This window comes from Actinosynnema sp. NPDC050436 (assembly GCF_040655415.1).
GTDB lineage: Bacteria > Actinomycetota > Actinomycetes > Mycobacteriales > Pseudonocardiaceae > Actinosynnema.
The window spans coordinates 55,050-81,171 of sequence record NZ_JBFAJV010000002.1; the positions used below are offsets into that span (position 1 = coordinate 55,050).

At 72.5% G+C, this 26,122-nt stretch carries 27 protein-coding genes; 12 read left to right on the forward strand and 15 right to left on the reverse strand.

What is annotated here, in order from left to right; translation table 11 throughout:
* Positions 1-30: 30 nt before the first annotated feature.
* From AB0I60_RS04410 to AB0I60_RS04435, 6 genes are all read right to left on the reverse strand, one after another.
* Positions 31-843 carry a TIGR04222 domain-containing membrane protein gene (locus AB0I60_RS04410; RefSeq protein ID WP_360725807.1) on the reverse strand — a complete coding sequence of 271 codons (813 nt, stop codon included), beginning with the start codon at positions 841-843 and terminating at the stop codon, positions 31-33.
* On the reverse strand, positions 800-1,711 hold the full coding sequence (locus AB0I60_RS04415) for a TIGR04222 domain-containing membrane protein (protein ID WP_360725808.1): 912 nt from the start codon (positions 1,709-1,711) through the stop codon (positions 800-802). Before AB0I60_RS04415 ends, AB0I60_RS04410 begins: the two co-directional genes overlap by 44 nt.
* Positions 1,712-1,746: 35 nt before the next feature.
* Positions 1,747-2,634 (reverse strand): TIGR04222 domain-containing membrane protein, encoded by an 888-nt coding sequence (locus AB0I60_RS04420; RefSeq protein ID WP_360725809.1) that lies wholly within the window; start codon positions 2,632-2,634, stop codon positions 1,747-1,749.
* Between the two features lie 246 nt (positions 2,635-2,880).
* Positions 2,881-3,318, reverse strand: a complete 438-nt coding sequence (gene msrB / locus AB0I60_RS04425) for a peptide-methionine (R)-S-oxide reductase MsrB (protein WP_360725810.1) — start codon at positions 3,316-3,318, stop codon at positions 2,881-2,883.
* Between the two features lie 9 nt (positions 3,319-3,327).
* The gene (locus AB0I60_RS04430; RefSeq protein WP_360725811.1) at positions 3,328-3,666 is read right to left on the reverse strand and encodes a hypothetical protein; all 339 of its coding nucleotides are present in this window, start codon (positions 3,664-3,666) and stop codon (positions 3,328-3,330) included.
* A gap of 82 nt (positions 3,667-3,748) precedes the next feature.
* Positions 3,749-4,693 (reverse strand): asparaginase, encoded by a 945-nt coding sequence (locus tag AB0I60_RS04435; RefSeq protein WP_360726798.1) that lies wholly within the window; start codon positions 4,691-4,693, stop codon positions 3,749-3,751.
* 87 nt (positions 4,694-4,780) lie between these two features.
* Here AB0I60_RS04435 and AB0I60_RS04440 point away from each other — a divergent pair, with 87 nt between their 5' ends.
* On the forward strand, positions 4,781-5,458 hold the full coding sequence (locus tag AB0I60_RS04440; protein WP_360725812.1) for a GntR family transcriptional regulator: 678 nt from the start codon (positions 4,781-4,783) through the stop codon (positions 5,456-5,458).
* Positions 5,459-5,483: 25 nt separating this feature from the next.
* Here AB0I60_RS04440 and AB0I60_RS04445 read toward each other — a convergent pair whose 3' ends face one another.
* The 3 genes from AB0I60_RS04445 to AB0I60_RS04455 all read right to left on the reverse strand — a co-directional run bounded on the left by AB0I60_RS04445 (position 5,484) and on the right by AB0I60_RS04455 (position 8,809).
* Entirely contained in the window at positions 5,484-6,347 is an 864-nt protein-coding gene (locus tag AB0I60_RS04445) for an alpha/beta hydrolase (RefSeq protein WP_360725813.1), read from the reverse strand.
* Between the two features lie 103 nt (positions 6,348-6,450).
* Positions 6,451-7,620 carry an acyl-CoA dehydrogenase family protein gene (locus AB0I60_RS04450; protein WP_360725814.1) on the reverse strand — a complete coding sequence of 390 codons (1,170 nt, stop codon included), beginning with the start codon at positions 7,618-7,620 and terminating at the stop codon, positions 6,451-6,453.
* A 37-nt stretch (positions 7,621-7,657) separates the two neighbouring features.
* Positions 7,658-8,809 carry an acyl-CoA dehydrogenase family protein gene (locus tag AB0I60_RS04455; protein ID WP_360725815.1) on the reverse strand — a complete coding sequence of 384 codons (1,152 nt, stop codon included), beginning with the start codon at positions 8,807-8,809 and terminating at the stop codon, positions 7,658-7,660.
* A gap of 79 nt (positions 8,810-8,888) precedes the next feature.
* Here AB0I60_RS04455 and AB0I60_RS04460 point away from each other — a divergent pair, with 79 nt between their 5' ends.
* From AB0I60_RS04460 to AB0I60_RS04470, 3 genes are all read left to right on the forward strand, one after another.
* Positions 8,889-9,524, forward strand: coding sequence for a TetR/AcrR family transcriptional regulator C-terminal domain-containing protein (locus AB0I60_RS04460; RefSeq protein ID WP_360725816.1), 636 nt, complete (start codon positions 8,889-8,891; stop codon positions 9,522-9,524).
* A gap of 40 nt (positions 9,525-9,564) precedes the next feature.
* Positions 9,565-10,560, forward strand: coding sequence for a non-homologous end-joining DNA ligase (ligD, locus tag AB0I60_RS04465; protein WP_360725817.1), 996 nt, complete (start codon positions 9,565-9,567; stop codon positions 10,558-10,560).
* 1,237 nt (positions 10,561-11,797) lie between these two features.
* Entirely contained in the window at positions 11,798-12,466 is a 669-nt protein-coding gene (locus tag AB0I60_RS04470) for a DUF3800 domain-containing protein (RefSeq protein WP_360725818.1), read from the forward strand.
* Between the two features lie 355 nt (positions 12,467-12,821).
* Here the strand turns inward: AB0I60_RS04470 and AB0I60_RS04475 are convergent, their stop codons facing one another.
* Positions 12,822-13,046, reverse strand: coding sequence for a helix-turn-helix domain-containing protein (locus tag AB0I60_RS04475; RefSeq protein WP_360725819.1), 225 nt, complete (start codon positions 13,044-13,046; stop codon positions 12,822-12,824).
* A gap of 184 nt (positions 13,047-13,230) precedes the next feature.
* Here AB0I60_RS04475 and AB0I60_RS04480 point away from each other — a divergent pair, with 184 nt between their 5' ends.
* Positions 13,231-13,422: a hypothetical protein gene (locus AB0I60_RS04480; RefSeq protein WP_360725820.1), complete on the forward strand. Its 192-nt coding sequence runs from the start codon at positions 13,231-13,233 to the stop codon at positions 13,420-13,422.
* A gap of 426 nt (positions 13,423-13,848) precedes the next feature.
* On the opposite strand, the gene AB0I60_RS04485 is transcribed toward AB0I60_RS04480, so the two are convergent.
* A complete protein-coding gene (locus AB0I60_RS04485) occupies positions 13,849-14,289 on the reverse strand; it encodes a hypothetical protein (protein ID WP_360725821.1) in 441 nt (146 codons plus the stop codon).
* A 223-nt stretch (positions 14,290-14,512) separates the two neighbouring features.
* Between AB0I60_RS04485 and AB0I60_RS04490 the strand changes: the two genes are divergently transcribed.
* Complete coding sequence (locus AB0I60_RS04490) at positions 14,513-16,732, forward strand: hypothetical protein (RefSeq protein WP_360725822.1); 2,220 nt, start codon at positions 14,513-14,515, stop codon at positions 16,730-16,732.
* 138 nt (positions 16,733-16,870) lie between these two features.
* The gene (locus AB0I60_RS04495; protein ID WP_360725823.1) at positions 16,871-17,431 is read left to right on the forward strand and encodes a hypothetical protein; all 561 of its coding nucleotides are present in this window, start codon (positions 16,871-16,873) and stop codon (positions 17,429-17,431) included.
* A gap of 74 nt (positions 17,432-17,505) precedes the next feature.
* Here the strand turns inward: AB0I60_RS04495 and AB0I60_RS04500 are convergent, their stop codons facing one another.
* Positions 17,506-18,375: a hypothetical protein gene (locus AB0I60_RS04500; RefSeq protein ID WP_360725824.1), complete on the reverse strand. Its 870-nt coding sequence runs from the start codon at positions 18,373-18,375 to the stop codon at positions 17,506-17,508.
* A 377-nt stretch (positions 18,376-18,752) separates the two neighbouring features.
* Here AB0I60_RS04500 and AB0I60_RS04505 point away from each other — a divergent pair, with 377 nt between their 5' ends.
* The 3 genes from AB0I60_RS04505 (at position 18,753) to AB0I60_RS04515 (ending at position 20,943) form a co-directional block, all read left to right on the forward strand.
* Positions 18,753-19,655: an aminoglycoside 3'-phosphotransferase/choline kinase family protein gene (locus AB0I60_RS04505; protein WP_360725825.1), complete on the forward strand. Its 903-nt coding sequence runs from the start codon at positions 18,753-18,755 to the stop codon at positions 19,653-19,655.
* A gap of 77 nt (positions 19,656-19,732) precedes the next feature.
* A complete protein-coding gene (locus tag AB0I60_RS04510; RefSeq protein WP_360725826.1) occupies positions 19,733-19,930 on the forward strand; it encodes a hypothetical protein in 198 nt (65 codons plus the stop codon).
* Between the two features lie 320 nt (positions 19,931-20,250).
* Positions 20,251-20,943 carry a DUF6319 family protein gene (locus AB0I60_RS04515; RefSeq protein WP_360725827.1) on the forward strand — a complete coding sequence of 231 codons (693 nt, stop codon included), beginning with the start codon at positions 20,251-20,253 and terminating at the stop codon, positions 20,941-20,943.
* Between the two features lie 412 nt (positions 20,944-21,355).
* Here the strand turns inward: AB0I60_RS04515 and AB0I60_RS04520 are convergent, their stop codons facing one another.
* The gene (locus AB0I60_RS04520) at positions 21,356-22,894 is read right to left on the reverse strand and encodes an alpha/beta hydrolase (RefSeq protein ID WP_360725828.1); all 1,539 of its coding nucleotides are present in this window, start codon (positions 22,892-22,894) and stop codon (positions 21,356-21,358) included.
* 78 nt (positions 22,895-22,972) lie between these two features.
* On the opposite strand from AB0I60_RS04520, the gene AB0I60_RS04525 reads away from it, so the two are divergent.
* Positions 22,973-23,896 carry an EamA family transporter gene (locus AB0I60_RS04525; protein ID WP_360725829.1) on the forward strand — a complete coding sequence of 308 codons (924 nt, stop codon included), beginning with the start codon at positions 22,973-22,975 and terminating at the stop codon, positions 23,894-23,896.
* Complete coding sequence (locus tag AB0I60_RS04530; protein WP_360725830.1) at positions 23,897-24,340, forward strand: DUF1801 domain-containing protein; 444 nt, start codon at positions 23,897-23,899, stop codon at positions 24,338-24,340.
* Between the two features lie 118 nt (positions 24,341-24,458).
* On the opposite strand, the gene AB0I60_RS04535 is transcribed toward AB0I60_RS04530, so the two are convergent.
* Both AB0I60_RS04535 and AB0I60_RS04540 read right to left on the reverse strand, forming a co-directional pair.
* A complete protein-coding gene (locus AB0I60_RS04535) occupies positions 24,459-24,971 on the reverse strand; it encodes a hypothetical protein (RefSeq protein WP_360725831.1) in 513 nt (170 codons plus the stop codon).
* 71 nt (positions 24,972-25,042) lie between these two features.
* Positions 25,043-26,116 carry an ATP-dependent DNA ligase gene (locus tag AB0I60_RS04540; protein WP_360725832.1) on the reverse strand — a complete coding sequence of 358 codons (1,074 nt, stop codon included), beginning with the start codon at positions 26,114-26,116 and terminating at the stop codon, positions 25,043-25,045.
* Positions 26,117-26,122 lie beyond the last annotated feature (6 nt).

The window sequence follows — 26,122 nt, forward strand, 5'->3', positions numbered from 1 at the left end:
CCACCGCCGCAGCGGGCGGGCTCGACCAGGTCAGTCGCCGCCACCGCCACCGCAGCCGCCACCGCACGACGAACCGCTGCTGCTGCCGCACGACGACCCGCCGTCCGAGCCCGACGCGCTGCCGCAACTGCTGCTGGAACAGCTCCCGCACCCGCTGCCGCTCGACGCGCTGCCACCGGACTTGCCCCGCTGACGCCGCTTCAACGTCGCGGCGGCCCGGGGGCCGATGCCGAGCACCTCCCACACCAGGTGCCCCTCGATCTTGCCCAGCAGCCCGTGGAAGGCGACCATCTCGACCCGGTTCCGGGTCGTCGCAGCCTGCTTGAGCCGCTGCACCGCCGCCCGCCCGGCCCCGGTCAGCGGCCGGGCGACCCGCCCGAGCAGGAAGCCGAGCAGGACCACGGACAACAGCACCGGCGTGGTCGCCCCGAACTGCACGACACCGGCGATGCTCAGCACCACGGCCACGATCGCGCCGATCACGAGCACCCGCCGCACCGTGCGCAGCGCCGAGAGCGAACCCGGTGCCCGGACGAGACCGCGCTCGGTCAGCTGCCACCGCAGCCCGCTCGCGTCCGAGCTGCGTGCCACGTGGGTCACCACGTCGCCCAGCGCCTGCGGCAGGGACTGCAACACCGCGTGCTGCAGCGGCGTCCACGCGCGGTGCCTGGTCTGCACCGCGCTGACCAGGCCCTCGCGGGAGATCCGCACCGCGCCCGCCTCGACCAGCGTCACCACCGCGACCTCGGCCGCCCGACCGGGCCCGCCCGCGAGGAACCCCAGTTCCTCCGGCCGCAGCTCAGCCGCCGAACCCGCCGAAGTCGGCGTCCGGGAAGTCGCCACCGTCGTCCCCTCCCAACCACTGCGAGGCAAGCCACCCGCCGGCGAGCCAGCCGCCCGCGACGAGCAGTCCGTTGCGCTTGCGCCAACGCCGGGGCTCGACGACGACCGCCGGCCGCCTGCGTCGGGGAAGCGCCTGCTCGGACGTCCCGGCGTACCCGATCGGTTCCGCCGTCTCACCGTCGAACACCGCCGTGTCCGCGCGGCGCGGCCCCGGTTCCGGACGGGGGGTCGCGGCCGGGCGCACCAGGCCGTAGCGGGCGGTCACCTCGGCCGGGTCGACCGGTGCGAGGCCGGCCGTGGCCCGCTCGTAGGTCCGCGCGCCGTGCCGGGTCCGCACCGGGGGCGGGCCCAGCAGCAGCACCACCGCGAGCAGTGCGGCGGCGGTCGGCAGGGTGGCGGTCTGCCAGCCGGCGGGCGCGGTGGCGAACCCCACCACCGCGAGCGCCGTCAGCGGCAGCACCGCGAGCACCGCCCGCACGAGCCGCCGCTTCGGCGACACCAGCAGCCCGGCCGCCACCAGCCCCTGGCCGATCCGCCGCGCGGGGCGGGAGGTGGCCGCTTCCACCAGCAGCCCGTCCAGGTCGCGCGGCTCGTCCAGCCGTGCCAGCAGCACGTCCTGCAACGCGGTGGAGGGGCCGGGTTCCGGCGCGGGCACGGCGCTGACCGCACCGCCGGACAGCCGGGCCCGGTTGTCCGCGACCAGCCCGGCCACCGCCACCTCGGCCGCCCGCACCGGGCCGCCGCCGAGGTAGCCGACCTCCTCGAAGGTCGGCGGCCGGACCGGCGCGGAACCGGTGACCCGCTTCAGCCGCAGGCCGAGCAGGACCGCGAGCACCAGCGCGGGTCCGTACCACCACAGGAAAGCCATGGCCGCCAGCCTAGGAGCCGTGGGCTGTGCGCGGGCTAACCGCCGCCTCCGCCGCAGCCGCCTCCGCCGCCCCCGCCGCCGCACGAGGAACCGCCGCCGCCGCACGAGGACGAGCTGCCGCACGACGACCCGGCGGCGATGAAACCGCCGGAGGCCCCGGCGGTGCGGGCCGCGCGGCTGCCCGGGTGCCGGCGGGCCGCGACGCGCAGCGGGATGTTCGGGTGCGCGTTGAACCCGTCGAGAGCGACCGGCCAGACCTCCCCGGCCCGGCCGGTCGCCCCTCCACCCCCCGGGTTCCCGCCGGCGCGGGCCGAGCTCACCGCAGTGCTGCCCCACGCGGTGGGGGTCACCTGCTTCGCCTTGCGGAACAACCAGATCAGCACGCCGGTGAGCACGAGCTGCAACGTCAGCCAGCCGACCGGTGCCCCGATCACCAGGCCGTTCACCCAGCGCACCACGCCGACCGCGAACAGCAGCGCCATCGGCAGCACGCTGCGCCCCAGCCGGCGCTTCGCCACCCCGGGCGGCACCAGGTGCCCCCGCTCCACCAGGCGGTCGCCGACCGCGTCCGCCACGCCCTGCTCGGTCACGGAGGTGATCAGCAGGGTGAGCGTGCGGTACTTGTAGCGGGTGGCGTCCGCGACGACGGCCCGGTCGACCGGGCCGTGCACGACGGGCTTGCCGACCACGCTCACCGAGCCGTTGCGGGCCGGGCGCAGCGCGTCCGAGGCGATCAGGGCGGCGACGGCGGTTTCCACCACGCGGCGCGGACCGCCGGTCAGGTACGCGATCTCGTAGGGGCCGAGCACGCCTGCGGGGGCGCTTCCCCGCGTCCCCCGCAGGCGCACTCGGACGGCGATCGCCCACGCCACCGTGACGGCGAGCGCGATCCAGTACAGCTCCAGGAACTCAGGGCCCGACAAGCCCCACGGTCGCCCCACGGTCCACCCCCTGTGGCCCTCGGCGGACCCCGGGGTCCGCTCTCGGGGCTATCGTGTGCGCCAGGCCACACCCCAGCAAGAGGGCTTTAGCAAGCCTTAGGGTTGCCCTCGCACCCGATCAGGACGACGATGCGCCGTCCACGCCGCCGGAGCCCTCGCCGTCGGTGCCCTTGAAGATGCGCATGATTCCTCCAGGTGTCGATGCGTTCATCGTTCGGAGTAGCGCCTTCAGTCTGTCGGACCGCCGGGGTGTTCGACCAGGCGCAAGCTGATGCTGTTGATGCAGTAGCGCTGGTCCGTGGGGGTCGCGTAGCCCTCACCCTCGAAAACGTGCCCGAGGTGGCTGTGGCACGTGGCGCAGAGCACTTCGGTGCGCACCATGCCCAGGGCCCGGTCCTCGCGCAGGATGACCGAGTCGGCCGCGAGCGGGGAGAAGAACGAGGGCCAGCCGCAGTGCGAGTCGAACTTGGTGTCGCTGCGGAACAGCTCGGTCCCGCAGGCGCGGCAGGAGTAGACGCCCTCGGTCTTGGTGTCGGTGTACTCGCCGGTCCAGGCGGGCTCGGTGCCCGCGTCGCGCAGGACGGCGTACTCCTTGGGCGTCAGGATCTCCCGCCACTCCAGCTCCGAGTGGACCACCTTCGGGGTGGCGCCGACGACAGGTTCCATACCTCCACGTTAGTCGAAGAACGTCGACAGGATCTCGCCGAGGCCGAACCACACGCTGACCGCGACCCCCAGCAGGATGAGCAGCACGACGGCGACGGCGGTGAGCCGGCGCAGCCCACCGGCCCGGTTGGCGGAGTCGGCGAAGTTCTCCACGCCCGCCAGGTAGCCCTCCACGGTGAACGCGGGGTGCTGGCGCTGCATCCGGTCGAGGTGGTCGGCGAACGCCCGGGTCTCCGGGTCGTGCGGGTCGAGGCCGATCAGCTCGTCTTCCACGCTCGGGGGCCGGTCGTCGGGCCGGCCCGGCGGCCGGTCCTCCTCCGGTGTGTCGGCGGCACGCGAACTGGCCATGCGGTCAGCGTAGTGGCCCGTTCAACCCGGAGGACCGGGTCGAACGGACTTTTCACCCGCCTCCAGGCCGGTCCGCCGCCCCTCAGCCGGTGACGGTGGACGCCGGCCGGATCGCGCCGACCGGTCGGCCGTGCCCGAGGACCGGGACGGTGGCCAGCTCGTCGGGTGCCTCCACGCCCAGCCGGCGCAGGGCGGCGACCAGCACGACGGCGCGGGCCCGGCTCGACCCGTCGGCGATCTTGCACGCCACCGCCTCGCCGGTGGGCAGCCCGATGGCGTAGACGCCCTCGGCCCCGTCCTTGGCGACCGAGCCGGGGATCGCGCGCATCAGCGCCGTCACGTCCCTCCCGGTGCCGCCGACCCACTCCGGGTGGGTGCCCATGGCCTGCGCGATCCGGCGTTCCGGCCCGTCCGGGGCCGTGGCCAGCAGGGAGAACGCGCGGGCGAGGCCGACCAGCGAGATGCCGAACAGGGGTGCGCCGCAGCCGTCCACGCCGACCGCCCCGATCCGCTCGCCGGCCAGCTCCTCCAGCGTGTCCCGGATGGCGACCTGGAGCGGGTGGGCCGGGTCGAGGTAGGTCTCGGTCGGCCAGTCGTTGACCGCGCAGGTGGCGAGCATCGCGGCGTGCTTGCCGGAGCAGTTCATGTAGATCGGGGCCTTGCCCCGGCCGGCGGCCAGGTGCTCGCGCAGCGCCGCCTCGCCGATCGGCAGGTCGGGCGTGCAGCGCAGCGCGTCCGGGGTCAGCCCGGCGGCGGCGAGGATGCGGCGCGCGCCGTCGACGTGGAAGTCCTCGCCGGAGTGGCTGGCGCAGGCCAGGGCGAGCAGCTCGCCGTCCAGCGCCAGGCCGTGCCGCAGCATCGCCAGCGCCTGCACGGGCTTGTTCGAGGAGCGCGGGTAGGCGAGCTGGTCGGGCTGGCCGAGCAGGAACTTCGGGTCGCCGCCGGGCCCCAGCGCCACGACCGAGCCGTGGTGCACCGACTCCAGGAAATCGCCCCGCCACACCTCGGCGACCAGTGCGTGCACCATCATCCGTCCCTTCCCACCCACGATAAAGCCAACTGCCAACTGTCGACAGTTAACAACATGGCGGGCGGTCGTGGTAGGGAGACCTTCGTGACACCTCCCCTGCACCTCAGCCTGGCCGGACAGGCCGTCGACGTGCTGCGCGAACTGGTGCTGACCGGCGAGATCCCGTCCGGGACGAGGGTCAACGAGGTCGAGCTCGCCGGCCGGCTGGGCATCAGCCGGGGCCCGCTGCGCGAGGCGATCCGCCACCTGGCCTCGGAGGGCGTGCTGATCCTGGTCCCGCACCGGGGCGCGCACGTGCCCACCGCGACGCCCGACGACGTGCGGGCGCTGTTCGAGCTGCGCACCGCGCTGGAGTGCGCGGCGGCCGAACTGGCGGCGACCCGGCGGACCGAGGCGGACATCGTCCTGCTGCGGGAGGTGTGCGCCGAGTCGCGGCGCACCTACCAGGCGGGTGAGCGCTTCCCCCACCGCCTGGACCTGGCCTTCCACCAGGCACTGCTGGACGCCGCGCGCTCGCCGCAGATCGCCGGGCAGGTGCGGCTGGTGCAGCAGCGGGTGGTCCTGCTGCGCAGCGGTCTGCGCGACGACCCGCCGCACCAGCACGCGTCGCTGGACGACCACGACGCCCTGGTCACCGCCATCGCCGCCGCCGACCCGGTCAGGGCGTCCGAGGTGATGCGCAGGCACCTGGCCCGCGTGTGCTCGCAGATGCTCACCGGCCTGGCCACCGCCGAGGCGCTCGAGGCGTCGACCGCCGACTGACCGCGCACCGGCCGCCGTCGACCGCTCAGTGGGTCGCCAGGTGGTCCAGCAGGTGCAGGGTCGTCTCCTCGGCGGCCTCCTCCGGCACGAAGTGCCCGGTGCCCGCCAGCACCTCGAACCAGTACGGCCCGGTCACCCACCGGCCGGTGTTCTGCACCGCCTCCGGCCCGACGACCTCGTCGTCCTCGCCCCACAGGAACCGGGTCGGCACCGACACCGGGCGGAAGGTCCCGGTCAGGTCGTTGGCCCGGTACCAGTTCAGCGCCGCCGTCAACGCGCCCGGCTCGCTGAGCCTGCGCACGTACTGGTTCACCCGCTCCTGCGGGATCGCCGCCGGCCACCCGGCCCGCAGCCGCGCCGCGTTGTCCGCCAGCAGCTCCCGCTCCGCCACGCCCGGCGTGCGCAGGTGGTCCAGGGCCGACCACCGCCGCTGCTGGTCCGGGTCGGTCCGCAGGGCGTGCGCCAGCGCGCCGGGGTGCGGCGCCGACACCGCCGTCAGCGTCCGGATCCGCAACGGGTAGCGGGCGGCGGCGATCCACGCCGCGAGCGCGCCCCAGTCGTGCCCGACCAGGTCGAACCGCTTCCAGCCCAGCGCGTCCGCGATGTCGCGCACGTCCTGCACGGCGTGCTCCAGCCGGTAGGCCGCCACGTCACGGGGTCGCACGCCCGGCGAGTAGCCGCGCAGGTCCGGCGCGACCGCCCGGTAGCCGTGCGCGGCGAGCGCGCGCAGCTGGTGTCGCCACTCGATGCCGCACTCCGGCACGCCGTGCAGCAGCAGCACCTTGCGCCCGGTCACCGGACCGGTCGCAATGGCGTCGAACGTGCCGGCGCCGGTCGTGACGCGCTCCCGGGTCAGGTCCGACTCGAAGACTGCGGGTCGTGATCGCATGTACTCATCGTGGCCGGCGGTGGACGCAGAGTCCCTGGTGTGCGCACCCGAGGCCGGGTGGGGGCAGCCCTACCCCCTTCGGGGTGGCCGTCCCGGTGTCGCCTCAGCCGAGCGTCCCGGTGACCTTCGCGTGCCCCTTGAGCAGGTTGCGGGCGATCGTGCGGCGCTGGATCTCGTCGGTGCCCTCGTAGATCCGCAGCAGCCGCAGCTCGCGGTACCAGCGCTCGATCGGCAGCTCCCGCGTGTAGCCCATCCCTCCGTGGATCTGGAGCACCCGGTCCACGATCTCGTTCGCCTTGATCCCGCCGTACAGCTTGGCGATGCTCTGCGCCTGCCGCGAGTCCGCGCCCCGGTCGACCAGCCACGCGGCGTGCAGCACGAGCCAGCGCAGCGCCTCGACCTCCACCGCCGAGTCGGCCAGCATCCACTGGATCGCCTGGTACTCGGCGATCGGCTTGCCGAAGGTCACCCGGTTGCGGGCCTGCTCGACGGCCATCTCCACCAGCCGCTCGCACGCCCCGAGCGCCCGCGCGGGCAGCAGGTAGCGGCCCTGGCCGATCCACTGCATGGCCAGCCGGAAGCCCTGCCCGACCTCGCCCAGCACGTTCGCCCGAGGCACCCGCACCCCGTCGAAGACCAGCGCCGCCGGGCCCCACTCGCCCATGGTCGGGATGGGCTCGGACCGCCAGCCCATCTCCCGGTCGACCAGGAAGCACGTGACGCCGCCGTCCGCGCCCCTCTCCTTGTCGGTCACCGCGAACACCATGGCGAAGTCGGCCTCGTTGCCCTGGGTGATGAACGTCTTCTCGCCGGTGATCACCCAGTCGTCGCCGTCCTGCCGGGCGGAGGTGCGGATGGCCTTGGCGTCCGACCCCGCGCCCGGCTCGGTGATGGCGAAGCACGACACCCGCTCGCCGGAGATGGTCGGCAGCAGGTAGCGGGTGCGCTGCTCCTCGTTGCCGTGGAACAGGATGTTGTCGGCGTGGCCGCCGAACCGGAACGGCACGAAGCTGCGCCCCAGCTCCTGTTCGACCAGCGCGGTCATCACCGCGCCCAGCCCCATCCCGCCGTACTCCTGCGGCGTGAGCACGCCGAAGAACCCGGCCTTCTTGGCCTTGTCCTGCAACGCCTTCAGCTCCTCGCGCGGCAGGCCCGGCTCGCCCGCGCGCTCGCGGCGCAGCACGTCGGGTTCCAGCGGCAGGATCTCCTTGCGCACGAAGGTCCGCACCCAGTCGCGGATCTCCTTCTGCTCGTCGTCGAGCGTGAAGTCCATGACGTCCTCCTCCTGGAACCGCTGGAACCGCTGGGACCTAGGCGAACGCGCTGGTCCCGGTCAGCGCGCGGCCGATGAGCAGCTTCTGGATCTGGCTGGTGCCCTCGTAGAGGGTCGTGACCCTGGTGTCGCGCAGGTACTTGCCGACCGGGTACTCGTCCACGTAGCCGTAGCCGCCGAACACCTGGATCGCGTTGTTCGCCACCCGCACGGCGGCCTCCGAGGCGTACAGCTTGGCCATGGACGCCTCGGTCCCGAACGGCTCGCCCCGGTCCGCGAGGTCCGCGCACCGCCACGTGAGCAGGCGGGCCGCGTCGGTCTCCACCGCCATGTCCGCCAGCAGCTCCTGCACCAGTTGGAACCCGGCGATGGGCTTGCCGAACTGCTCGCGCTCCTTGGCGTAGCGCAGGCTCACCTCCAGCGCGCCGCGCGCGGCCCCGACGCACCCGGCGGCCACCGACATCCGGCCCCGGTCCAGCGCGGCCATGGCGAGCCGGAACCCGCCGCCCTCGTCGCCGATCCGGCAGTCGTCGGGCACCCGCACGTCGTCCAGGGCCAGTTCGGCGGTGGCCTGGCCGCGCATCCCGAGCTTGCCCCTGATCTCGCGCGCGGCGAAGCCGGGGGAGCCGGTCGGCACCAGGAACGCCGTGATGCCCTTCGGGCCCGGACCGCCGGTGCGGGCGAACACCAGCGCCACGTCCGCCCACGTCCCGTTGGTGATGAACACCTTCGTGCCGTCCAGCACCCAGCCGCCGCCGTCCCGCCGCGCGGTGGTGGCCAGCGACGCGGCGTCCGACCCGGTGCCGGGCTCGGTGAGGCCGAAGCAGCCCAGCGCGCGGCCCGCGCACAGGTCCGGCAGCCACCGCCGCCGCTGCTCGTCGGTGCCGTGCCGGGCGATCGTCTTGCCGACCAGGCCCAGCGACACCGAGACGATGCCGCGCACCGCCGAGTCGGCCCGCGCCAGCTCTTCGAGGACCAGGCAGTACGCCAGGTGGTCGCCGCCCGAGCCGCCGTCCTGCTCGGGTACGCCCAAGCCGAGGAACCCGACCTCGCCGAGCGCCGGCACCAGGTCGCGGTCGATCGCCTCGTCGCGGTCCCAGCGCGCGGCGTGCGGGGCGATCCGCTCCTCGGCGAACCGGTGCGCGAGTGCCTTGAGGTCGCGGTGCTCGTCGGAAAGTCGCAGATCCACCCCGGTGGCCTCCTCAACGAACGGTGTTAGGTTTCCCAACGTAGGGCGCACCCGAACCCGAGGCAAGAGGAGCCGACCCATGCCGAGGACACCGATCCTGAGCGCCTCCGGCATCCGCGCCACCGCCCTGGCCATCATCGACCGGGACGGGCTGGACGGCCTGTCGATGCGCAAGCTGGCCGCCGAGCTGGGCGTGCGCGCGGCGTCCCTGTACGGGCACGTGACCACCAAGGACGACCTGCTGCACGAACTGGCCGGCGAGATCCTGGAGCGGGTCGACGTCGGCGGTTTCGCCGACGGCGACTGGCGGCACGGCCTCACCACGTGCGCCCGCTCGTACCGGGCGGCCCTGGCCGAGCACCCGAACATCGTGCCGTTCCTGGCGTACGGCCCGGCGCACCGCGAGGCGTCCCTGCGCAGGCTGGACGTGGTGCACGGCGGCCTGGTCCGGGCGGGCTGGGGCCGGCGCGAGGCCACCATGATCGCCGCGTCGCTGATGTACCTGGTCTTCGGCGCGGCGCTGAGCACGTTCTCCAGCGGCTTCTCCCCCGACCAGGCCGCCTACCGCGACCGCTACCCGAACCTGGACAAGGCCCACCTGCTCCCGGCCGTGGCGGCGGAGCTGGACCACGACAGCTTCGAACTGGCCCTGGCCGCCTTCGTCGACGGCCTCGCCCTGCGCCACCCGGGGTCGCCCCGTCGCGCCGGTCCGTGATCTTCCGGCGAGGGCGGGCGGTGCGGGTTAGGCTCGCCGCGTGGCTGCCAAGGCTGTTGAGCTGACCGTCGGTGAGCGGGTCGTGCGGGTGTCCAACCCCGACAAGCCGTACTTCCCCGAGCGCGGCATCACCAAGCTCCAGGTCGTGGAGTACTACCTCGCCGTCGCGGAACCGCTGCTGGGCGTCCTGCGCGAGCGGCCCACGACGCTCAAGCGGTACGTGGACGGCGTGACCGGCGAGGCGTTCTACCAGAAGCGGCTGCCCAAGGGCGCGCCCGACTGGGTGCAGACGGCGCGCATCACGTTCCCGTCCGGCCGGTCCGCCGACGAGGTGTGCCCGACCGAACCCGCCGTCCTGGCGTGGGCCGCCAACCTCGGCACGTTCGACTTCCACCCGTGGCCGGTCCGCCGGGCGGACACCGACCACCCGGACGAACTCCGCGTCGACCTCGACCCGCAACCGGGCACCGACTTCGGCGACGCGGTGAAGGTCGCGCTGGTGCTGCGCGAGGTGCTCGGCGAACTGGGCCTCACCGGCTACCCGAAGACCTCCGGCGGACGCGGCATCCACGTCGCCGTGCGCATCCGCCCGGAGTGGGACTTCATCGACGTCCGGCACGCCGTGATCGCCCTGGCCCGCGAGGTCGAGCGCCGCGCCCCGGACCTGGCCACCACGTCGTGGTGGAAGGAGGAACGCGGCGAGAAGGTCTTCCTGGACTACAACCAGGCCGCCCGGGACCGCACCATAGCCTCCGCGTGGTCCGTCCGAGGCACCCCGCGCGCCACCGTCTCCACCCCGGTGACGTGGGACAGGCTGTCCACAGTGGACCCGGACGACTTCGACGTCCTGACCGTCCCGGCGTACCTGGCCGAACACGGCGACCCCCACGCCGGCCTGGACGCCGAGGCGTACGGGCTGGAAACCCTGCTCGACTGGTACGAATCCGACGAACGCGGCGAAATGCCGTACCCCCCGGACTACCCGAAGATGCCCGGCGAACCGCCCCGCGTCCAACCGTCCCGGAAGCGCAACTAGCGCCGAGGGGACAGGTCGCTCTCACGTCTCGCGGGCACTGGCACAGCGTCCACTCGCCGGATGACCTGGGCGGTATCGGGGAAGAGGTTGAGTCGCACCGACTCGCCGACCGGTCGCCTTCCGACTCGACCCGTCGCCGGCTGCGCGAGGCGGTGCTGCACAACACGTGCGCGTACTCGCGGATCGCTGAGGAGTTCGGCGACTGGTCCGTGGCACGGCCGCTGCCCGCGACCGCGGAGACCCTGACCCGAGTGCGTCTCCTGCCTGGCTGACTCGGATAAGGCACCCTCGACCATCGAGCAGGCCGTGACCGCCATCCGGAGCCTGCACCGCGTCGCTGGGCATCCGAACAGCTCCGACACCGAAGGTGCGCGTTTGGTGTTTCGTCTCCACCGCCGTTGACTCGCCCAATCCGGCGAGCGCGCAAGGCCCCGCCGGTCATCAACGAGTCGCTGCGACTGATGATCGACGCCTGCGACCCGGCCACGCAGACGGGCCTGTGTGACCGAGCCGTGCTCGTACTCGGCTTGGCGATGATGGGCCGCCATAGCGAACTGGAGTTGTCCGGCTTGCGTGAGACCGCCGACGGGCTTGGAGGTACTGGTCCGCAAGTCGAGACCGACCAGCCCGCCCTCCGCGTCGAGGTCGCTATCCCGCGCGGCAGCCACCCGACACCGACCCGGTCCGCGTGGTCAAGGCGTGGACGGACGCGCTTGCCGAACGCGGCGTCACCGACGAGCGGCTGCTGCGGTCGGTCGACCGGCACAGCAGGATCGGCGGGAATTTGAGCACGAACGCCGTGGCGACAATCGTCAAGGCTGCCGTCGGCCGGGCCGGGCTGCCTGACGCCGAGTCGTACTCGGCGCACTTGCTGCGCGCTGGCGGGCCACCTCCGCTTACCCGGCCGGGGTGCCGGTCTCGGTGATCGCTGCGCATGGACGCTGGAAAGGGTCCTCGCCGGTCGTGCTTGGCTGGGTGCGCGGTGGACAAGTGGCGCGACAACCCAATGCGGGGCGTCGGGCTGTAGTCCTACGGGCCGGACTAGAGGCGTGCGAAGAGCACGGAAAAGGACGGTTGTGCCGCACCCTGTTGACGTGCGGCTTACGTATGCGAGCCGGGGCGAGGGATGCGGCTCGGGATGAGGGATGGTCTTGTGCCCCTCCGGGGTGTCCGGGATCGCCGGATTCTCGGAGTAGTCTGCTAGGCCACCACCCAGAGTGATCAGCAAGGGGGCCGGATGGCTCGTCGGTACCTGTTCTCGGATGAGAGCGGAGACCTCCAGTTCCGCGCTGCCCCGCAGGTCAGCCGGTACTTCGCTGTGGGCACCCTGCTGATCGAGGAGCCGGAGCTGGGCAAGCTGCGCCAAGCTCTTGCCACCGCGAGGGATGAACTGGCCTGGGCGCGGCACGGCCTCGACTCGACCTTCCACGCGACCACCGACAGTCAGCACGTCAGAGACACGGTTTTCGAGGCGTTGAAGCCGATCGACTTCCGAGTGGACGTCACGTTGGTCGACAAACCGAAAGCCCAGCCGAAGATCAGGCCGGACGACCCCACGTTCTTCCGCTACGCCTGGTACTACCACCTCAAGTACCTCGCGCCTCGGACCCTGCAGGTTAACGACGAACTACTGGTCGTCGCGGCGTCCATCGGGACCAAGAAGGGGCGTGCCGCGTTCCGCGGAGCCATCGAGGACGTGATGACCCAGTGCTTGCCGTTCCGCGTGAAGCGCACCCTGGCCTTCTGGCGGGACGAGTCCGACTTCGGTCTGCAAGCAGTTGACTACTGTACGTGGGCAGTCATGCGTGCTTGGGAACGCGGCGACGATCGGAGTCTCAAGTTGATCAAGGACAAGGTGTGCAGCGAGTACGACCTCTTCAGGTCCGGCACGCAGGCCTACTACTGATCCAGAAAGCACGAACCCCCGGCCAACTAGGCGGAAGCCGAGCCCAGGGGCTCTTTCGTCGGACGGGGTCGCGCTCCATGAGCTTAGCGCGTGTACACGCTTGCGATTACTCCCTTTGGGGTGACGCCATGCACCCGGCATGTGTTCTATATCACACTCAGGCTGGTGCTACGCAGGCATCTGTCGGCGCTGATAGCAGCTTCTGTGCAGGTCAGGACTTGTCAGGTGGGTCATTTCAACGTCAAGAGAGCCCATCTCAAGCTATACGACATCTGGAGTAGTGGGCTTGCTTCGGATGTCGTGTAGGCGAGTGAAGTCGGAGCTGTGGCCTTGTAGCGCAATGCCGTCAGGACGCTCACCCGCCGGCGCTGCGCCTGCACCTGCTCGGTACGCCGCTGCCGACCATCGCGGCCTCGTCGAGTACCGCACCGGTCTCCGTCGCGCCGGACGCCATGGCCTCCATCGCTTTGCTCGGGACGATGTATCGGGTACGGATCTTCACCGCAGGGAAGGCATCGTCCCGGATCGCGCGGTAGGGCGTGGCGGCGCTCACGCGTAAGATCTCCGCCGCCTCGCGCACCGTGTGAACAGCGGCCCGCTCGTCGTCTCACTCACGGCGTTGTGGTTGTGCGCCAGGTTGATCGTAGGAACGGGCCACGGCCTCCTCAATCCGATCGTGTGGCGGTGCAGGTGTGCGTGACCGGATGACGACCCGAACGGGCAGTTCCGGCGTTCGTGCCGCGCGCCAGGCTCGACCAGTGGGAATGCCTACCGACGCTGGGTACGAGGCTGACGACTACCTGCACAAGGCGCTGGGTGCGCGGAGTCGGGACTACCAGGCGACCGGAGCCGAGCGTACCGAGCTGCTGGCGCTGTCGCCGCTGGACGTCGGGCTGGCGGCCTTCTTCGAGCTGCGCCGGGCAAATCTGGATGCGGAGAACGCACCGCAGCGCTGACGAAGTACACCCGTTGGCTGGAGGAAAATCATCGCGGCTGCCCCGGCACGCAGACGCGCTGAGGACGCAGGCGCGGGCGATGGATCGACACGCTCGTGCGCTGAACGACTTCGAGCGGGGAAATCGGCGGCGTGAGCGCTGAGCCGCTGCGGCTCTGCAGGTCAACTGGTGGGGAGTCGGGCACCCCGTCACCTGAATGATGAGCCGACTCGACCCGGCTACCGTCGGAAGCGGCCGGGAGGTGCCGATGCGGACAGCACGGGAGCGAAGCCGCTGGAACTCGGGTCAGCGCGTCCGCGTGATCCGCAAGCGGCGCGGCCTGTCACAGGACACCGCGGGCTGGCCGGGCTTATCAAGCCCTACCAGAAGTCGGCCAGCCCGATGGCCGTTATGCGGCTGCCCCAGCAACGGATGTTGGCCATCCGGTCAGGAGCTTTCGACCTTGTGGATCGCAAGCAGGATTTTCTCGCTTCCTGTCAGCACCGTGTTCCACGGCTGCAAGCACCGGACGCGTTCACTGCTGCCCGCCGGAGTGGTCACGCACACCGTGGTCCACTCCTCGATCGCCTCGCCGACCTCCCCCACGGCCCGCTCCACCACCACGTAGCGGTTGTCCATCGCGTCGGCCTGGTCGCCGATCTCCTCGATCGTCTTGCGGAAGTCCAGGATGGCCTGGAGGCAGTCGGGCTTGAACATGGCCTCGCTCGGGCACGCGCTGCGTGGTGACAGGGCGGGGAGCCGTTTCTCCCACAGCGGAGCCAGTTTGGTAGGTGCGGCGGTTGCGGTGATCGTCCTCGTCGCGGCCGACGACGAGGACGGCACGGCCGTGGGTTCGCCCTCGGAGCAGGCGGTGAGCAGGGCTGCCACGACGAAGGCCGCTATGACACGCATGGAGGGTCATTCGCGCGGGTCGGTGTTCGCGTTACTGATAGGGCTCGGAGACGGCGGCCCGCCTCGCGCACGAGTCTGACCCGGCCTTCAAGCCTATCGCCGCCCAGGTGAGTCAGGACATCCTCGATGAGGTCAACAAGCCGGAGACCGACCAAGGGCGGCTGTGTCACGTGTGGTGCGGTGGGGGCGATGTACGGGTGTGCGTCGACGTCTTCTGCTGTTCGCGTGGGTCCTGGTCGTGGTGGGGCTGGGCTGGTGGGTGCTCGCGGTCACCCTGCTCGACAGCGGGGAGCGGGCGAACGCCAGTGGGTTCGGGCAGTTCGTGTTGGCGGCTGTCGGGCTGGTCATCGTGGTCGGCGACCTGGTCGTCAAAGCCGTCCGGCCCGTCGACCCGCCCGACCTCGACGAGCTGACCGACCGGCTCGCGCTGCACCTGCGCGCGCAGTGGGAGCAGGCCGCCGCCGACCGGGGGCTGGTGCAGCCCGCCCCGCTGCCGGTCCGGTGGCGGCGCAGCACCGAGCCGGTGGCCGGGCCGGTGGTGGCGGCCGTGGGGGACCGGGGCGGGCGTCCGCCGTTCGAGCCGTTGCCCGGGTTGGTCCGGGTGACCGCCGGGAAGTTGCGCAACGGCACCAGGAACTCGCTGCACCGGCTCTACGGCGGGCTGCCGTCGGGTCGGCTGGTCGTCGTCGGCGGGCCCGGGGCCGGGAAGTCGTCCACCGCCGTGCTGCTCCTGCTCGACGCGTTGCGCTACCGCGACCAGGTCGACCCCGGCGTGCGGGCCGAGGTGCCGGTGCCGGTGTTGACGACGCTGGCCGACTGGGACCCGACGACCGTGCCGCTCGCCGACTGGGTGGTCGGGAAACTGGCCGGGTCCGGGCTGTCGCGCGGGCGTCGCGGGACGGAGCAGGCCGCGCGGTTGTTGCGCGCCAAGCGGGTCGCGCTGTTCCTCGACGGCCTGGACGAGGTGCCGCCGCAGACCAGGGCCGCCGCCCTGCGCGCGCTCAGCGCCCAGGCCGACGTGCGGGTCGTGCTGCTGTCCCGGACGAGCGAGCTGGTCGACGCTGCGGCGCACCAGCCGTTCGTGGGGGCCGTCGCGGTCCAGTTGGAGCCGCTGCGCCCGGCGGACGTGGCCGACCACCTCCTGCGCCACCTGACCGAACCGGCACCTGCGGCGTGGCAGGCGGTGGCCGCCGCCGTCGCCGACGAACCGGGGTGCCCGGTGGCGCAGGCGCTGACCACACCGCTCGGGTTCGGGCTGCTCCGAGACGTCCACCCGGCCACCGCACCCGTCGACCGGCTGCTGGACGTCCGCGAGTTCCGCACGGCGCAGGCCGTCGTGGACCACCTGCTGGACGAGGCGGTCCGGTCCGCCTACACGCCCCGGCCCGGCGAACCGCCACCGCCGTGCTCGCCGGAGCGGGCGCGGTCCGCGCTGGCCGTCGTCGCCACCCACCTGACCGCGCGCGGGACGCGGGACCTGGCCTGGTGGAAGCTGCCCGAGTGGGTGCCGCTGCCGCTGTTCAGCCTGCTCGCCTTCCTGCCCACGGCGTGCGGGTTCTCCGCGTTGTTCGCCCTCGGGCTCTTTCTCGCCCTGACGAGCATCGATGCGGCGGCCCCGATGCTGGCGACCTACCCGCTGGCGATCTTCACCGCGGCCTTCCTGGTCGCCTTCGCCCTTGCCTACCTCGTCGCGTTCCTCCGATGGGCGGCGATGGTGGTGGTGGGTCGCCTGCACGCGCGCGTCCCGCCGTGGCTGCGGGCGTTCGCCAGCCCGGTGAAGCCACCGCAACGCCCGCTGCTCGGCCGTGGCCCGTGGAGGTTCAAGCGGTCACGGCTGTGGGGCTTGGCCGCCGTTCCCCTCTTCGGCGTGGTGCTCGGTTCCGCGACGCTGGTGGTCGACGGGACGTTCGGGCTGTTCCTGCCGGGATTCGTCGTCGGTGCCGCGCTGGGCCTGGCGGGCGCGCTGGTGGACGTGGTGGTCGACAAGGCCGCCGTGGTCGAGAGCAACCCGCTGCGGGCGGTCCGCAGCGACTGGGCCGCCGTGTGGTCGGCTGGTGCGGTGATGGCGGTGGTCGGCCTCGGCGCCGGCGGGCTGGTCGGGTGGGAGGCCGGCCTGTGGTGTGGGTTGTTCGGCGCGGTCGGTGCGCTGTCGATGTGGATCGACGGGTCGTCGGCCTGGCGGGCCTCGGTCGCCCAGGCGTACCTGTGGGCGCGCTACCGGACACCGTTGCGGCTGCTGAGGTTCCTCGAAGGCGCGCGCACCCGTCACCTGGTGCGCCTGGTGGGCCCGGTCTACCAGTTCCGCCACGCCACCCTCCAGGACCGCCTCGCGGGTGGTCCCGCGAGCCCGCCCGCAGACCGCGAGGCCGGACCCACGTACGGGGTACGGCTCGATCAGGGGTGTGCGGGGACCGGCTGATCGGCGGGGACGAGCGGTAGGGGACGGCGCGCGCGGGTGGCGCAGGTGATCAGTCGAGCCGATCACCTCCGCCGAACTTTCCGCCTCGCGGACGAAGATCGCGGCCGATCGGCGGCGGGCGCTTGTAGCGTTCGGGGTATGGAGTTCGTCATCCGTGTCGCGGCGCCCCTGCCCGTGTTGCCCCGCCTGCCGGTGGCCCGGAGGAGGGTGCTCGCCCTGGCGGAACGGGACGGCCTGCTGTGCCGGTGGTGCGGGCTCAAGGCCGACCTGGAGTGGCCCGTGGGCCACCCGGCCGCGCCGGTGGCGACCCGCACCGGCTCCGGCGAGCCGGAGGACGTGCGGCTGGCGCACCGGTTCTGCGACGACCCGGCGAACCGCAAGTTCGACCGGTCCGAGCCGGACGCCACGGTGCGGGTGCGCCGGGCCCGGCTGGCGTTCGCGGTGGAGCTGGCCCGGACGCCCGGCGACCACGCCCGCCGGTGGCGGCGCTTCGACCGGGGCAGCGACCGGCAGCGCACGACCGTCGCGCACCTGCGGTCGATGGCCCGCATCGGCGTCCGCCCCGGCCTGGCCGACGTGGCGGCGGTGGCCACCGGCCCGCTGTCCAGGTCCCTCTACGAGGCCCGTGTGCGCCGCTGGTCCCACCGCCCGCTCCCGACCGCCGACCAGCGCTCGGTGGAAGTCCGCCGCGCCGACTGATCCCGCGCGCCCTTCCGACATCCGCCGGCACCGCTGGTCGCGGCACTCCCGTCGGAACCGCGCGAGCGGTCGGGCTACGCGAGTTCCAGCCGCATCCCGAACCGCCGGTCGGCGGCGATGTCGTGGGCGACCAGCTCGGCCACCGGCCGCCCGCCGCTCGTGGTCGTCGTGGTGAGCCGGTAGGCGTCCTTCTCCGCGTCCAGGTCGACCGGGGTCGCGCGCAGCGAGGCCCCGGCGGGCAGCGTCACCCGGTAGCGCAGGTAGGCCAGCGGGTTGCCCATCTTCATCACGAACTCGTCCGTCCGCCCGAGCATCAGCGGGGCTGCTTTACCCGGCCACCGCACCTCGAACCGCAGAATTACTTCCTCACCTTTTCGGGGAGCGTCGGCGGGGAAGTGCACGAGCACCTCCAGCCGTCCATCGGCGAGCCACCGGGACGTGCGTTCGCATTGATCTCCCCGGAATTCACCGACCTCGATGCCCGTGACGTCGACCTGTACTTTCCGGCGCACCGCGGGTGCCTGCGGAAAATTCGGTCCCAGGCGGACCCGGTAGAACCCGAGCTGGTCGCGCTGGACGAATGCGTGGACGAGTATCGAGGCGCACACGTCTCCATTCGGGGCCACCTCGGCGGTCTCCTCCCAGCGGTCGATCCGCCACAGCGGCTGGATCTCGTCGTAGATGAGGTCGCAGTAGTGGCCGACCAGTTCTTCGCGGTCGAGCAGCTTGGTGTGCACCACCGCCCGGCTGCGGGCGAGCACGGCCAGCGCACCCACCACGCACAGCGCCCCGGCCAGCAGGAATGCGGCGGTGACGACCGCCGAGCCGAAGGACGCCCCGAGCACGCTGCCGAACGCGAGCAGCCCTCCGGTTGCCTTGATCAAGCCAGGCAGGCCCTTGTCGGCCAGGTGGCAGTCCACTGCGGAGATCAGTTTTTCCAGCATCCGACCCTCCCCTGACCGGCGCGTTCGGGCGTCCGGAAGTCCGCGCCCGTCGACCGTGCCGGATCGTCGTGAGGGAAGCACCGCCGGCGTCGGCGGTCAATTCATTCCCGATGGGCCCGACTATGCATGGCGTGCATAGCCGGGTTCCTCCGGTGGGAAGCGAACGGGGACTACTTGTCCCCGCTCTCGCCGCCCTCTCCGCCTCGGTTCTGAACCATGAGAACTCCACTAAATCGGACATGGGTGGATGACCTCTTCGCCCAAGATGACGGTGCTTTTCAAGGTCCGGCGCAGTAAATCACACGCGATCGGGACCGCTACTTGCGGGGTGGAATAACCGGTTCACCGGGAACCGGTCGGCGGTTAGTCTCGCGCGCGTGGACTTGTTCCCGGTAGCGGAGACCGAAGCCCAGTTCGAACGGATCGCGGCGGACGAGCGGGTGCTGCGGCCCGCCGTCGACGCGCTGTGCCGCCACCTCGGCCTCGACGGCGCGGTCGAGCGGTTCGCGGACGGGTCGTTGCCCGTCTACGCGGTGGGCGCGCGCCACGTCCTCAAGCTCTTCCCCGCCGTGTACGCCGGCGAGGTCGCCACCGAGCGGGACGTGCTCGACGCCGTCGCCGGCCGGCTGCCGGTGGCCACGCCCGAGGTCCTCGGTGCCGGGGAGTTCGGCGGCTGGGGCTACGTCCACATGTCCCGGCTGCACGGCACGAGCCTGGTCGACGTCTGGCCCGGCCTCGACGGCACGGGGCGGCGGGACGTCGCCCGGCAGGTCGGCGAGGCGCTGGCGGTGCTGCACACGATCACCCCGCCGGTCGCGCACCCCGCCGACTGGGGCGCGTTCGTCGCGCGGCAGGCGGCCGGGTGCGCCGCCCGTCAGGAGGGCCGGGGCCTGGCACCGGCCTGGTTGGAGCAGATCCCGGACTTCCTGGCCTCCGTCGACCTGTCGGACCCGGACCTGGTCCTCACGCACACCGAGGTGATGAGCGCGCACCTGCTCGTCCGGGACGGCCGGCTGTCCGGCCTGGTCGACTTCGAGCCCGCCATGCGCGCCGCCCGGGAGTACGAGTTCGTCGCCACGGGCGTCTTCCTCACCCGGGGCGACGGGGACGCGAACGCCGCGCTGCGGGCCGGCTACGGCCGCGAGGTCGACCCGCGCCGGGTCATGGCGTACGCGCTCCTGCACGTCTACTCGAACCTGCCGTGGTACCTGCGCGAGGTGCCGACCGGGGCGACCACCCTGGACGGCCTGGCGGAGCACTGGTTTGGGCCAACCGGCTAGATGTCGCAGCGGTTCAGCCGCGATCCGACTACACCTCTCGTACCATGGGCGTCGACGCTGGAGCGAGGAGGTCGGCCGTGGCGGGTGCCTACGTGGTGCGGTTCGTCGGCGGTCCGCTGGACGGTCGGGTCGACTCGGTGAGCACTCCGCCGGAGGCTCCCAAGCCGACGCTCACCCACGTGCACCTGCACGGCGGGCCGAAGATCGTGCACCACTACGACCTCCAGTACGCCGTCGAGTACGGCTGCGAGTACCGCCTCCGCGTCGAGGACTGACCCCGGAGACCCCGCCCCCGGCCGCTCCTGCCGCTGCGGGCAGCGCCGACCGTTCCCTTTCAGTCCACTATGGACGATCAAATTCCCGGTGGCGGTGCCGCCGTGTCGCGGTGAACCGAGGGGTGGGCGGAGGAGTGACCGCGTACCGCTCGCGGGGGCGGTTGGTCCACTGTGGACGGTGGGGTCGTCGTGCGGTCTTGCTTGCGTTCTCCGCTCGTCTGTCGGCACAGTGGGTGCCCCGTCCCGGCCGGCTCGCGGAATTGTCGGTGCCGTAGGGCAAGCTGCACGCGACGGAACATGATCGGCAGTGGAGGTGCCCGATGGCGAAGGCGAAGCAGAGTTCCTTGTCGGCCGAGGACCTCGACCACCTGCGCGCGGAGCTCGCCGAGGGCCGCCCGCCCGTGGTGTGGTTCACCTCGGCGGCGGTCGGCGTCGAGGCGGGCAGGTCGGCGAAGGTGCTCGCGTTCACCGACCCGCCGGAGGGCGACTACATCCAGGTGCGGCCGACGGGCGACAAGGACGAGTTGTCGTTCTCGCCCGGTGAGCTCACCCTGAAGAAGCCCGCGCCGCGCCGCAAGACGCCCCCGCCGCCACCCCGGCCGGAGCCGGTGGCCGCCGCACCCGCCCCGATCGAGCACCTCTACACCCCGGAGCCCAAGCCCGTGCCCCCGAAGCCCGCACCCAAGCCCGCACCCGCCGCCACCCCGGCAGCCGCGCCCGCCCGCGCCGCCGGCCGCAAGCAGCCCAAGCCGGCCGAGGTCACCGTCACGCTGACCTCCACCGCCGAGGGGGAGTGGACCGTGGACGTGCAGACCGGCGCGAAGCGGGTGCTCAAGAACGCCCCGATCGCGGCGTCCGCCGTGGCGCAGGCCGCGAAGCTGCTCCTGCCGGAAGTCGACGAGGCCGTGGAGACGGTTTTGAGCGCCGCTCGGGAACGGCACTTGGCGCGCGTCGAACAACTCCGCGCGGAGTTGGAGGCCGCCCAGCGCGCATTGGATGAGCTGACCGGCTGAAATAGGGCCACGCAGTGCGACATCCAGATGACAATTGTTCCGCGAACGGGTGACTGCTCTTCCCACGGCCGGCGGTAGGGCGCACCGTGGGTGCCGTCATACCGTGCCACTAGCTGGATGCCCACGCGATCACTCGGAGGCCACGATGGCGGTAGAGATCACGACCACGGAACAGGTCCCGGCGGCCGGCAGCTGCGGCTGCTGCGGCGGGTGCACCGGTCCCGGCTGCGGGTGCTGCTCGAGCTGTTGATTCCGCGCAGTCGACGGCCCCTGCGGACCCCGGTCCGCAGGGGCCGTCGCACGTCTCGGCGCGGAAACACCGGTGGAATGCCGGTGGAATGCCCTCCGACCGTCGACCGCGCTTTGTGTATTCATAGAGGACAAATACGCTCGAGTGCGCGGCCGGCAATTGTCAGGGCGGGCAGACCGTGCCACTGGTCGGCAATTTCGCGTCCACCAGGAAATCCACGGCGGACTGCGTCGCGCACGCCGACTGCACCAGCGCGCCGTGCCCGGCACCCTGCCAACCGACCACCACGCCTGCCGGCAGCGCCTGGGCCGCCCGCTCGGTGCCGCCCACCGGCGTGACCGGGTCGTTCGCAGTGCTCACCACCAGGATCGGCGGCGCGCTGGTCAGCTTCGGCACCTGCGGCAGCGGCGGCACCGGGAACGGTCCGCACAGCAGCAGCCGCCGCGCGTACCAGGCCCCGAACAGCGGGTGCTTGGTCCGCCAGTCGTCGGCCATGCTCTTCACCCGCTCCGGCGGTATCCGGGTCGTGGTGTCGTTGCACCGGGTCACGATGCCCGGGTCGAGCAGCGGCGGGTTCTCGTCGCGGTCCACCACCTGCGGGCGCACGAAGTCCGTCAGCGGGGCCCCGTTGCCCTGCTCGGCGGCCACCAGCGCGTCGGCCAGCGCCGGCCACCGCGAGCGGTCCGCCAACCCCGCCAGCACCGCCGACACCGCCGTGCCGGGCGTCAGGTCCAGGTCGTTGCCCCGGATCTTCTTGGCGCGCAACGCGTCGAGCAGCGCCGTGAACCTCTTGGTGGCGTCCTGTCCCAGCGGGCACGACCGGATCACGCAGTCCTTCTGGAACGCCGCGAACGTCTCCTCGGCGGCGACCGCCTGCGCCTGCGCCACCCCCGGCACGTCCAGCGTCGGGTCCGGCGCGCCGTCGAACACCACCCGGCCCACCCGGTCCGGGTAGCGGCTCGCGTACAGGGTCAGCACCCGCGACCCGTCGCCGACGCCGATCGCGTTGAGGTGCGCCGTGCCCAACGCCTCCCGCAACTGCTCCAGGTCCGCCGACGCGCGCCACGAGTCCACGGCGGGCAGCCGGTTCTCCAGGTCCAGCACGCACTCCTGGCTCGCCCGCCCGATCGACTCCAGCAGCGCGTCCTGGGACGGGCTGTCCGGATCGGACTCCACGATCCCGACCCGCGCCACCTCCGGCACGCACTGCACGCCGTCCGACTTGCCGGTGCCCCGCCGGTCCACGCCGATCAGCGAGAACGTGCTCAGCAGCGCGGGCGGCAGCGACGCCGCCATCCGGGCCGCCTTCACGGTCCCCGGCTCGCCGTCCGGGTCGCCCACCACGACCAGCGCGCTGCCGCCCGTGCCGACCTTCAGCAGCGACATGCCGAGCGCGCCGCGCCCCGGCCGGTTGGGCACGTCCAGCTTCACGGTGAGCCGCGCGCACTCGTACTGCTGGTCGCCCGCCGGGGCCGACGCACCCATCCGCGCCTTCGTCGCGTCGGTGCACGACGACCAGGTCAGCGACGACTTCATGTTCTCCAGCGGGGGGACCTCGCGCGGACCGGTCGGAGCCGACCCCTGGGTCTGGTCGTCGTCGCCGTGCACGGCGATCACCGGCCGCGACGACGGGCCGGCGCTGCACGCGCCCAGCGCGGTCAGGGCCACCAGCAACAGGGCGGCGTGGCGCCGACGCGGCACAGTCGTCCCCTCACTCTCGGTCGACGGGTGGTGCAAAGCCTCACATAAGCGAGGTGAGACTTCGGTGAGCGGGGGAGGATGGCCGACGTGGTCATGGTGCACGTCGAAGGTGTCCCCGAGCGGCGGACCCCCGGTTCCGGGCCGGTCGCCGCCGTCGCGCGCGCGTTCGGCGCGATCCCGCCGCCGGCGCTCGTGCTGCTCGGCGTGGTGAGCGTCCAGGTCGGCGCGGCGGTGGCGAAGCAGCTGTTCACCCTGGCCGGGTCGGCCGGCACGGTGACGCTGCGGCTCGTGCTGGCCGCCCTGGTGCTGCTGGTCGTGTGGCGGCCGTCATTCCGGGTCGACAAGCGCACCCTGCTGGTCGTCGCCGGGTACGGCGGCGTCCTGGGCGCGATGAACCTGACCTTCTACCAGGCCATCGAGCGCATCCCGCTGGGCGCGGCGGTCACCATCGAGTTCCTGGGGCCGCTCGCGGTGGCCGTGCTCGGGTCGCGGCGCTGGCTCGACGGCGTGTGGGCGCTGCTCGCCGCCGCCGGCGTGCTGCTGCTGACCAGGGCCGACGGCGGCCTGGAGCTGACCGGCGTGCTGTTCGCCCTGGGCGCGGCGGTGTGCTGGGCCGGTTACATCCTGCTGGCGGCGGCGCTGGGCAGCCGCACCTCCGACGGGCGGGGGCTGGCGCTGGCGATGGTGTTCGCGGCGGTGGTCGTGCTGCCGTTCGGCGTGGTCGACGCGGGCACCGCCCTGCTCGACCCGGTCGTGCTGATCGCCGGCCTGGCCGTGGCGCTGCTGTCGTCGGTCATCCCGTACTCGCTGGAGCTGGAGGCGCTGCGGCGCATCCCGCCGCGCGTGTTCGGCATCCTGATGAGCCTGGAGCCGGCCGTCGCGGCGGTAGCCGGGCTGGTGGTGCTGCACGAGGCCCTGCTCCCGGCACAATGGGTCGCGGTGTGCTGCGTCGTCCTGGCATCGGTCGGGGCGACCCGCACCGCGCGACCCCCGGAGGCATAGATGGTGCGGAGCGAGGCGGCGACGGTCGAGGAGTACCTCGGTGAGCTGCCGGACGAGCGGCGGGACGCGGTGGCCGAGGTGCGGGAGGTGATCCTGGCCAACCTGCCCGAGGGCTACGAGGAGGGCATGGCGTGGGGGATGATCACCTACTCGGTGCCGCTGAGCCGTTCGGGCAAGACCTACAACGGGCAGCCGCTGGCGTACGTGGCGCTCGCGTCCCAGAAGAACCACCTGTCCCTGTACCTGACGTGCGCGTACGGCGAGCGCGAGCAGGAGTTCCGCGCCGAGTTCGAGGCCACCGGGCGCAAGCTGGACATGGGTAGGAGCTGCATCCGCTTCAAGCGCCCCGCGGACCTGCCCCTGGACCTCATCGGCCGCGAGGTGGCCCGCTACCAGGTGGACGAGTTCCTGGCCCTGACCGCCGCCGCCCGCTCCACCCGCTGACCTTCCCCGGCCCCTGCTGACGTTCCCCGGGCCTCACCCGCTGATCCCGCCAAGACAGCACCCGCCGACCCTGCCAAGGCACCGCCCGCCGACCCCACCAAGGCACCGCCCGGTCCGCTCATGGCCTGGTGCGGCCGGGCTCCGCCTCGTCCGGCTCCGGTGCCTTCCGCCCCGGCGCGGGTGCGTTCTGCGGGGGCGTCTGCTCGACCGGGGTCTCCGCGCCCAACGCGCCGTCCACCAGCTCCCGACCCCGGGCCTCGAAGATCGCGGCGTACTGGGCCGAGTAGTGGTCGTAGACGGCGATGACGTCGTCGGCCTTGGCGACCTCGCCCCGGAACCGGTCGCGCAGCCGCCGCATCGCGTTCACGTCGGCCCGCCGCTTCTGGCTGTGCAGGTACGGCTTGAACGTCACGTTCAGCCCGCCCACCACCGCCGCCACCAGCAGCAGGCTCTTGCCCAGCACCGTCTCCGACGAGGTGAACCCCACCGCCAGCACCGCCGGCACCAGGATCAGCACGATCGTGTAGAGCACGCCGGTGCTGCGGTGCACCTGCCGCCACACGGTGAGCCGGCGGCAGTCGGTGTGCATCCGGTCGTCGAGTTCCTGGACGAGCGCGTTCACATCCCCCACGCCCCGTCACGGTACGCGGACGGCCCGCCACCGTCACCGGAATCGCGGGTTCCGCGCCCGTCCGCCCGGGATCAGGCCGGCTTGACCTCGCCGCGCAGCACCGACTCCACGTCGTAGCGCGCCGGCTGTTCGAGCTGGTCGTAGCCGCACGACTCGGGCGTGCGGTCCGGCCGCCACCGCCGGAACTGGCCGTTGTGCCGCAACCGCGCCGGCGCCGCGCCCTCGGTCTGCGAGTAGGCGATCTCCAGCACCCGCTCCGGCCGCAACGGCACCCAGTCCGCGTGCTTCCCGCGCCACCGGTTGATCTCACCCGGCAGCCGCCGACCGTCCGGCTCCACCAGCCACGGGTGGTCACCTTCGGTGATCAGCTCGCGGAACTCGTCCGCCAGCTCCCGCCGCTCGGCAGCCTTGAACGACCCGACGACACCCACGTGGTGCAGCACGCCGTGGTCGTCGTGCAGCCCGAGCAGCAGCGACCCGACCGCCGTGCCCGGCTCGGTGTCCTTGTGCCAGCGCAGGCCCGCCACCACGCACTCGGCGGTCCGCTGGTGCTTGACCTTGACCATCGTCCGCTTGCCCGGCGAGTACCCGGCCGAGGCGGGCTTGCCGATCACCCCGTCCAGCCCCGCGCCCTCGAACAGCTCGAACCACTGCCGGGCCAGCTCGCCGTCGGTCGTGGCCGGCGTCAGGTACAGCGAGTCACCCGGCGTCACCAGGCCCTCCAACCGCTCCCGGCGCGCGGTGCACGGCTCGTCCAGCAGCACGTCGTCACCCACCGCCAGCAGGTCGAACGCCACGAAGCTCGCGGGCGTCCGCTCGGCCAGCAGCGCGACCCGGCTGGCCGCCGGGTGGATGCGCTCGGACAGCGCGTCGAAGTCCAGCTTGTCGTCCTTGGCCACGACCAGTTCACCGTCAACCACGACCCGTTCCGGCAGCGTGCGCAGCAGCGCCGCCACCGCCTCCGGGAAGTACCGGTTGAGCGGCTTGCCGCTGCGCGACTGCAAGGTCAGCTCGTCACCGTCGCGGAACACCAGGCAGCGGTAGCCGTCCCACTTCGGCTCGAACACCCAGTCCGAGCCGGTCGGGATCTCGTTCACCGCGTTGGCCAGCATCGGCTGCACGGGAGGGTTCAGCGGGAGCGCCACGCCGCC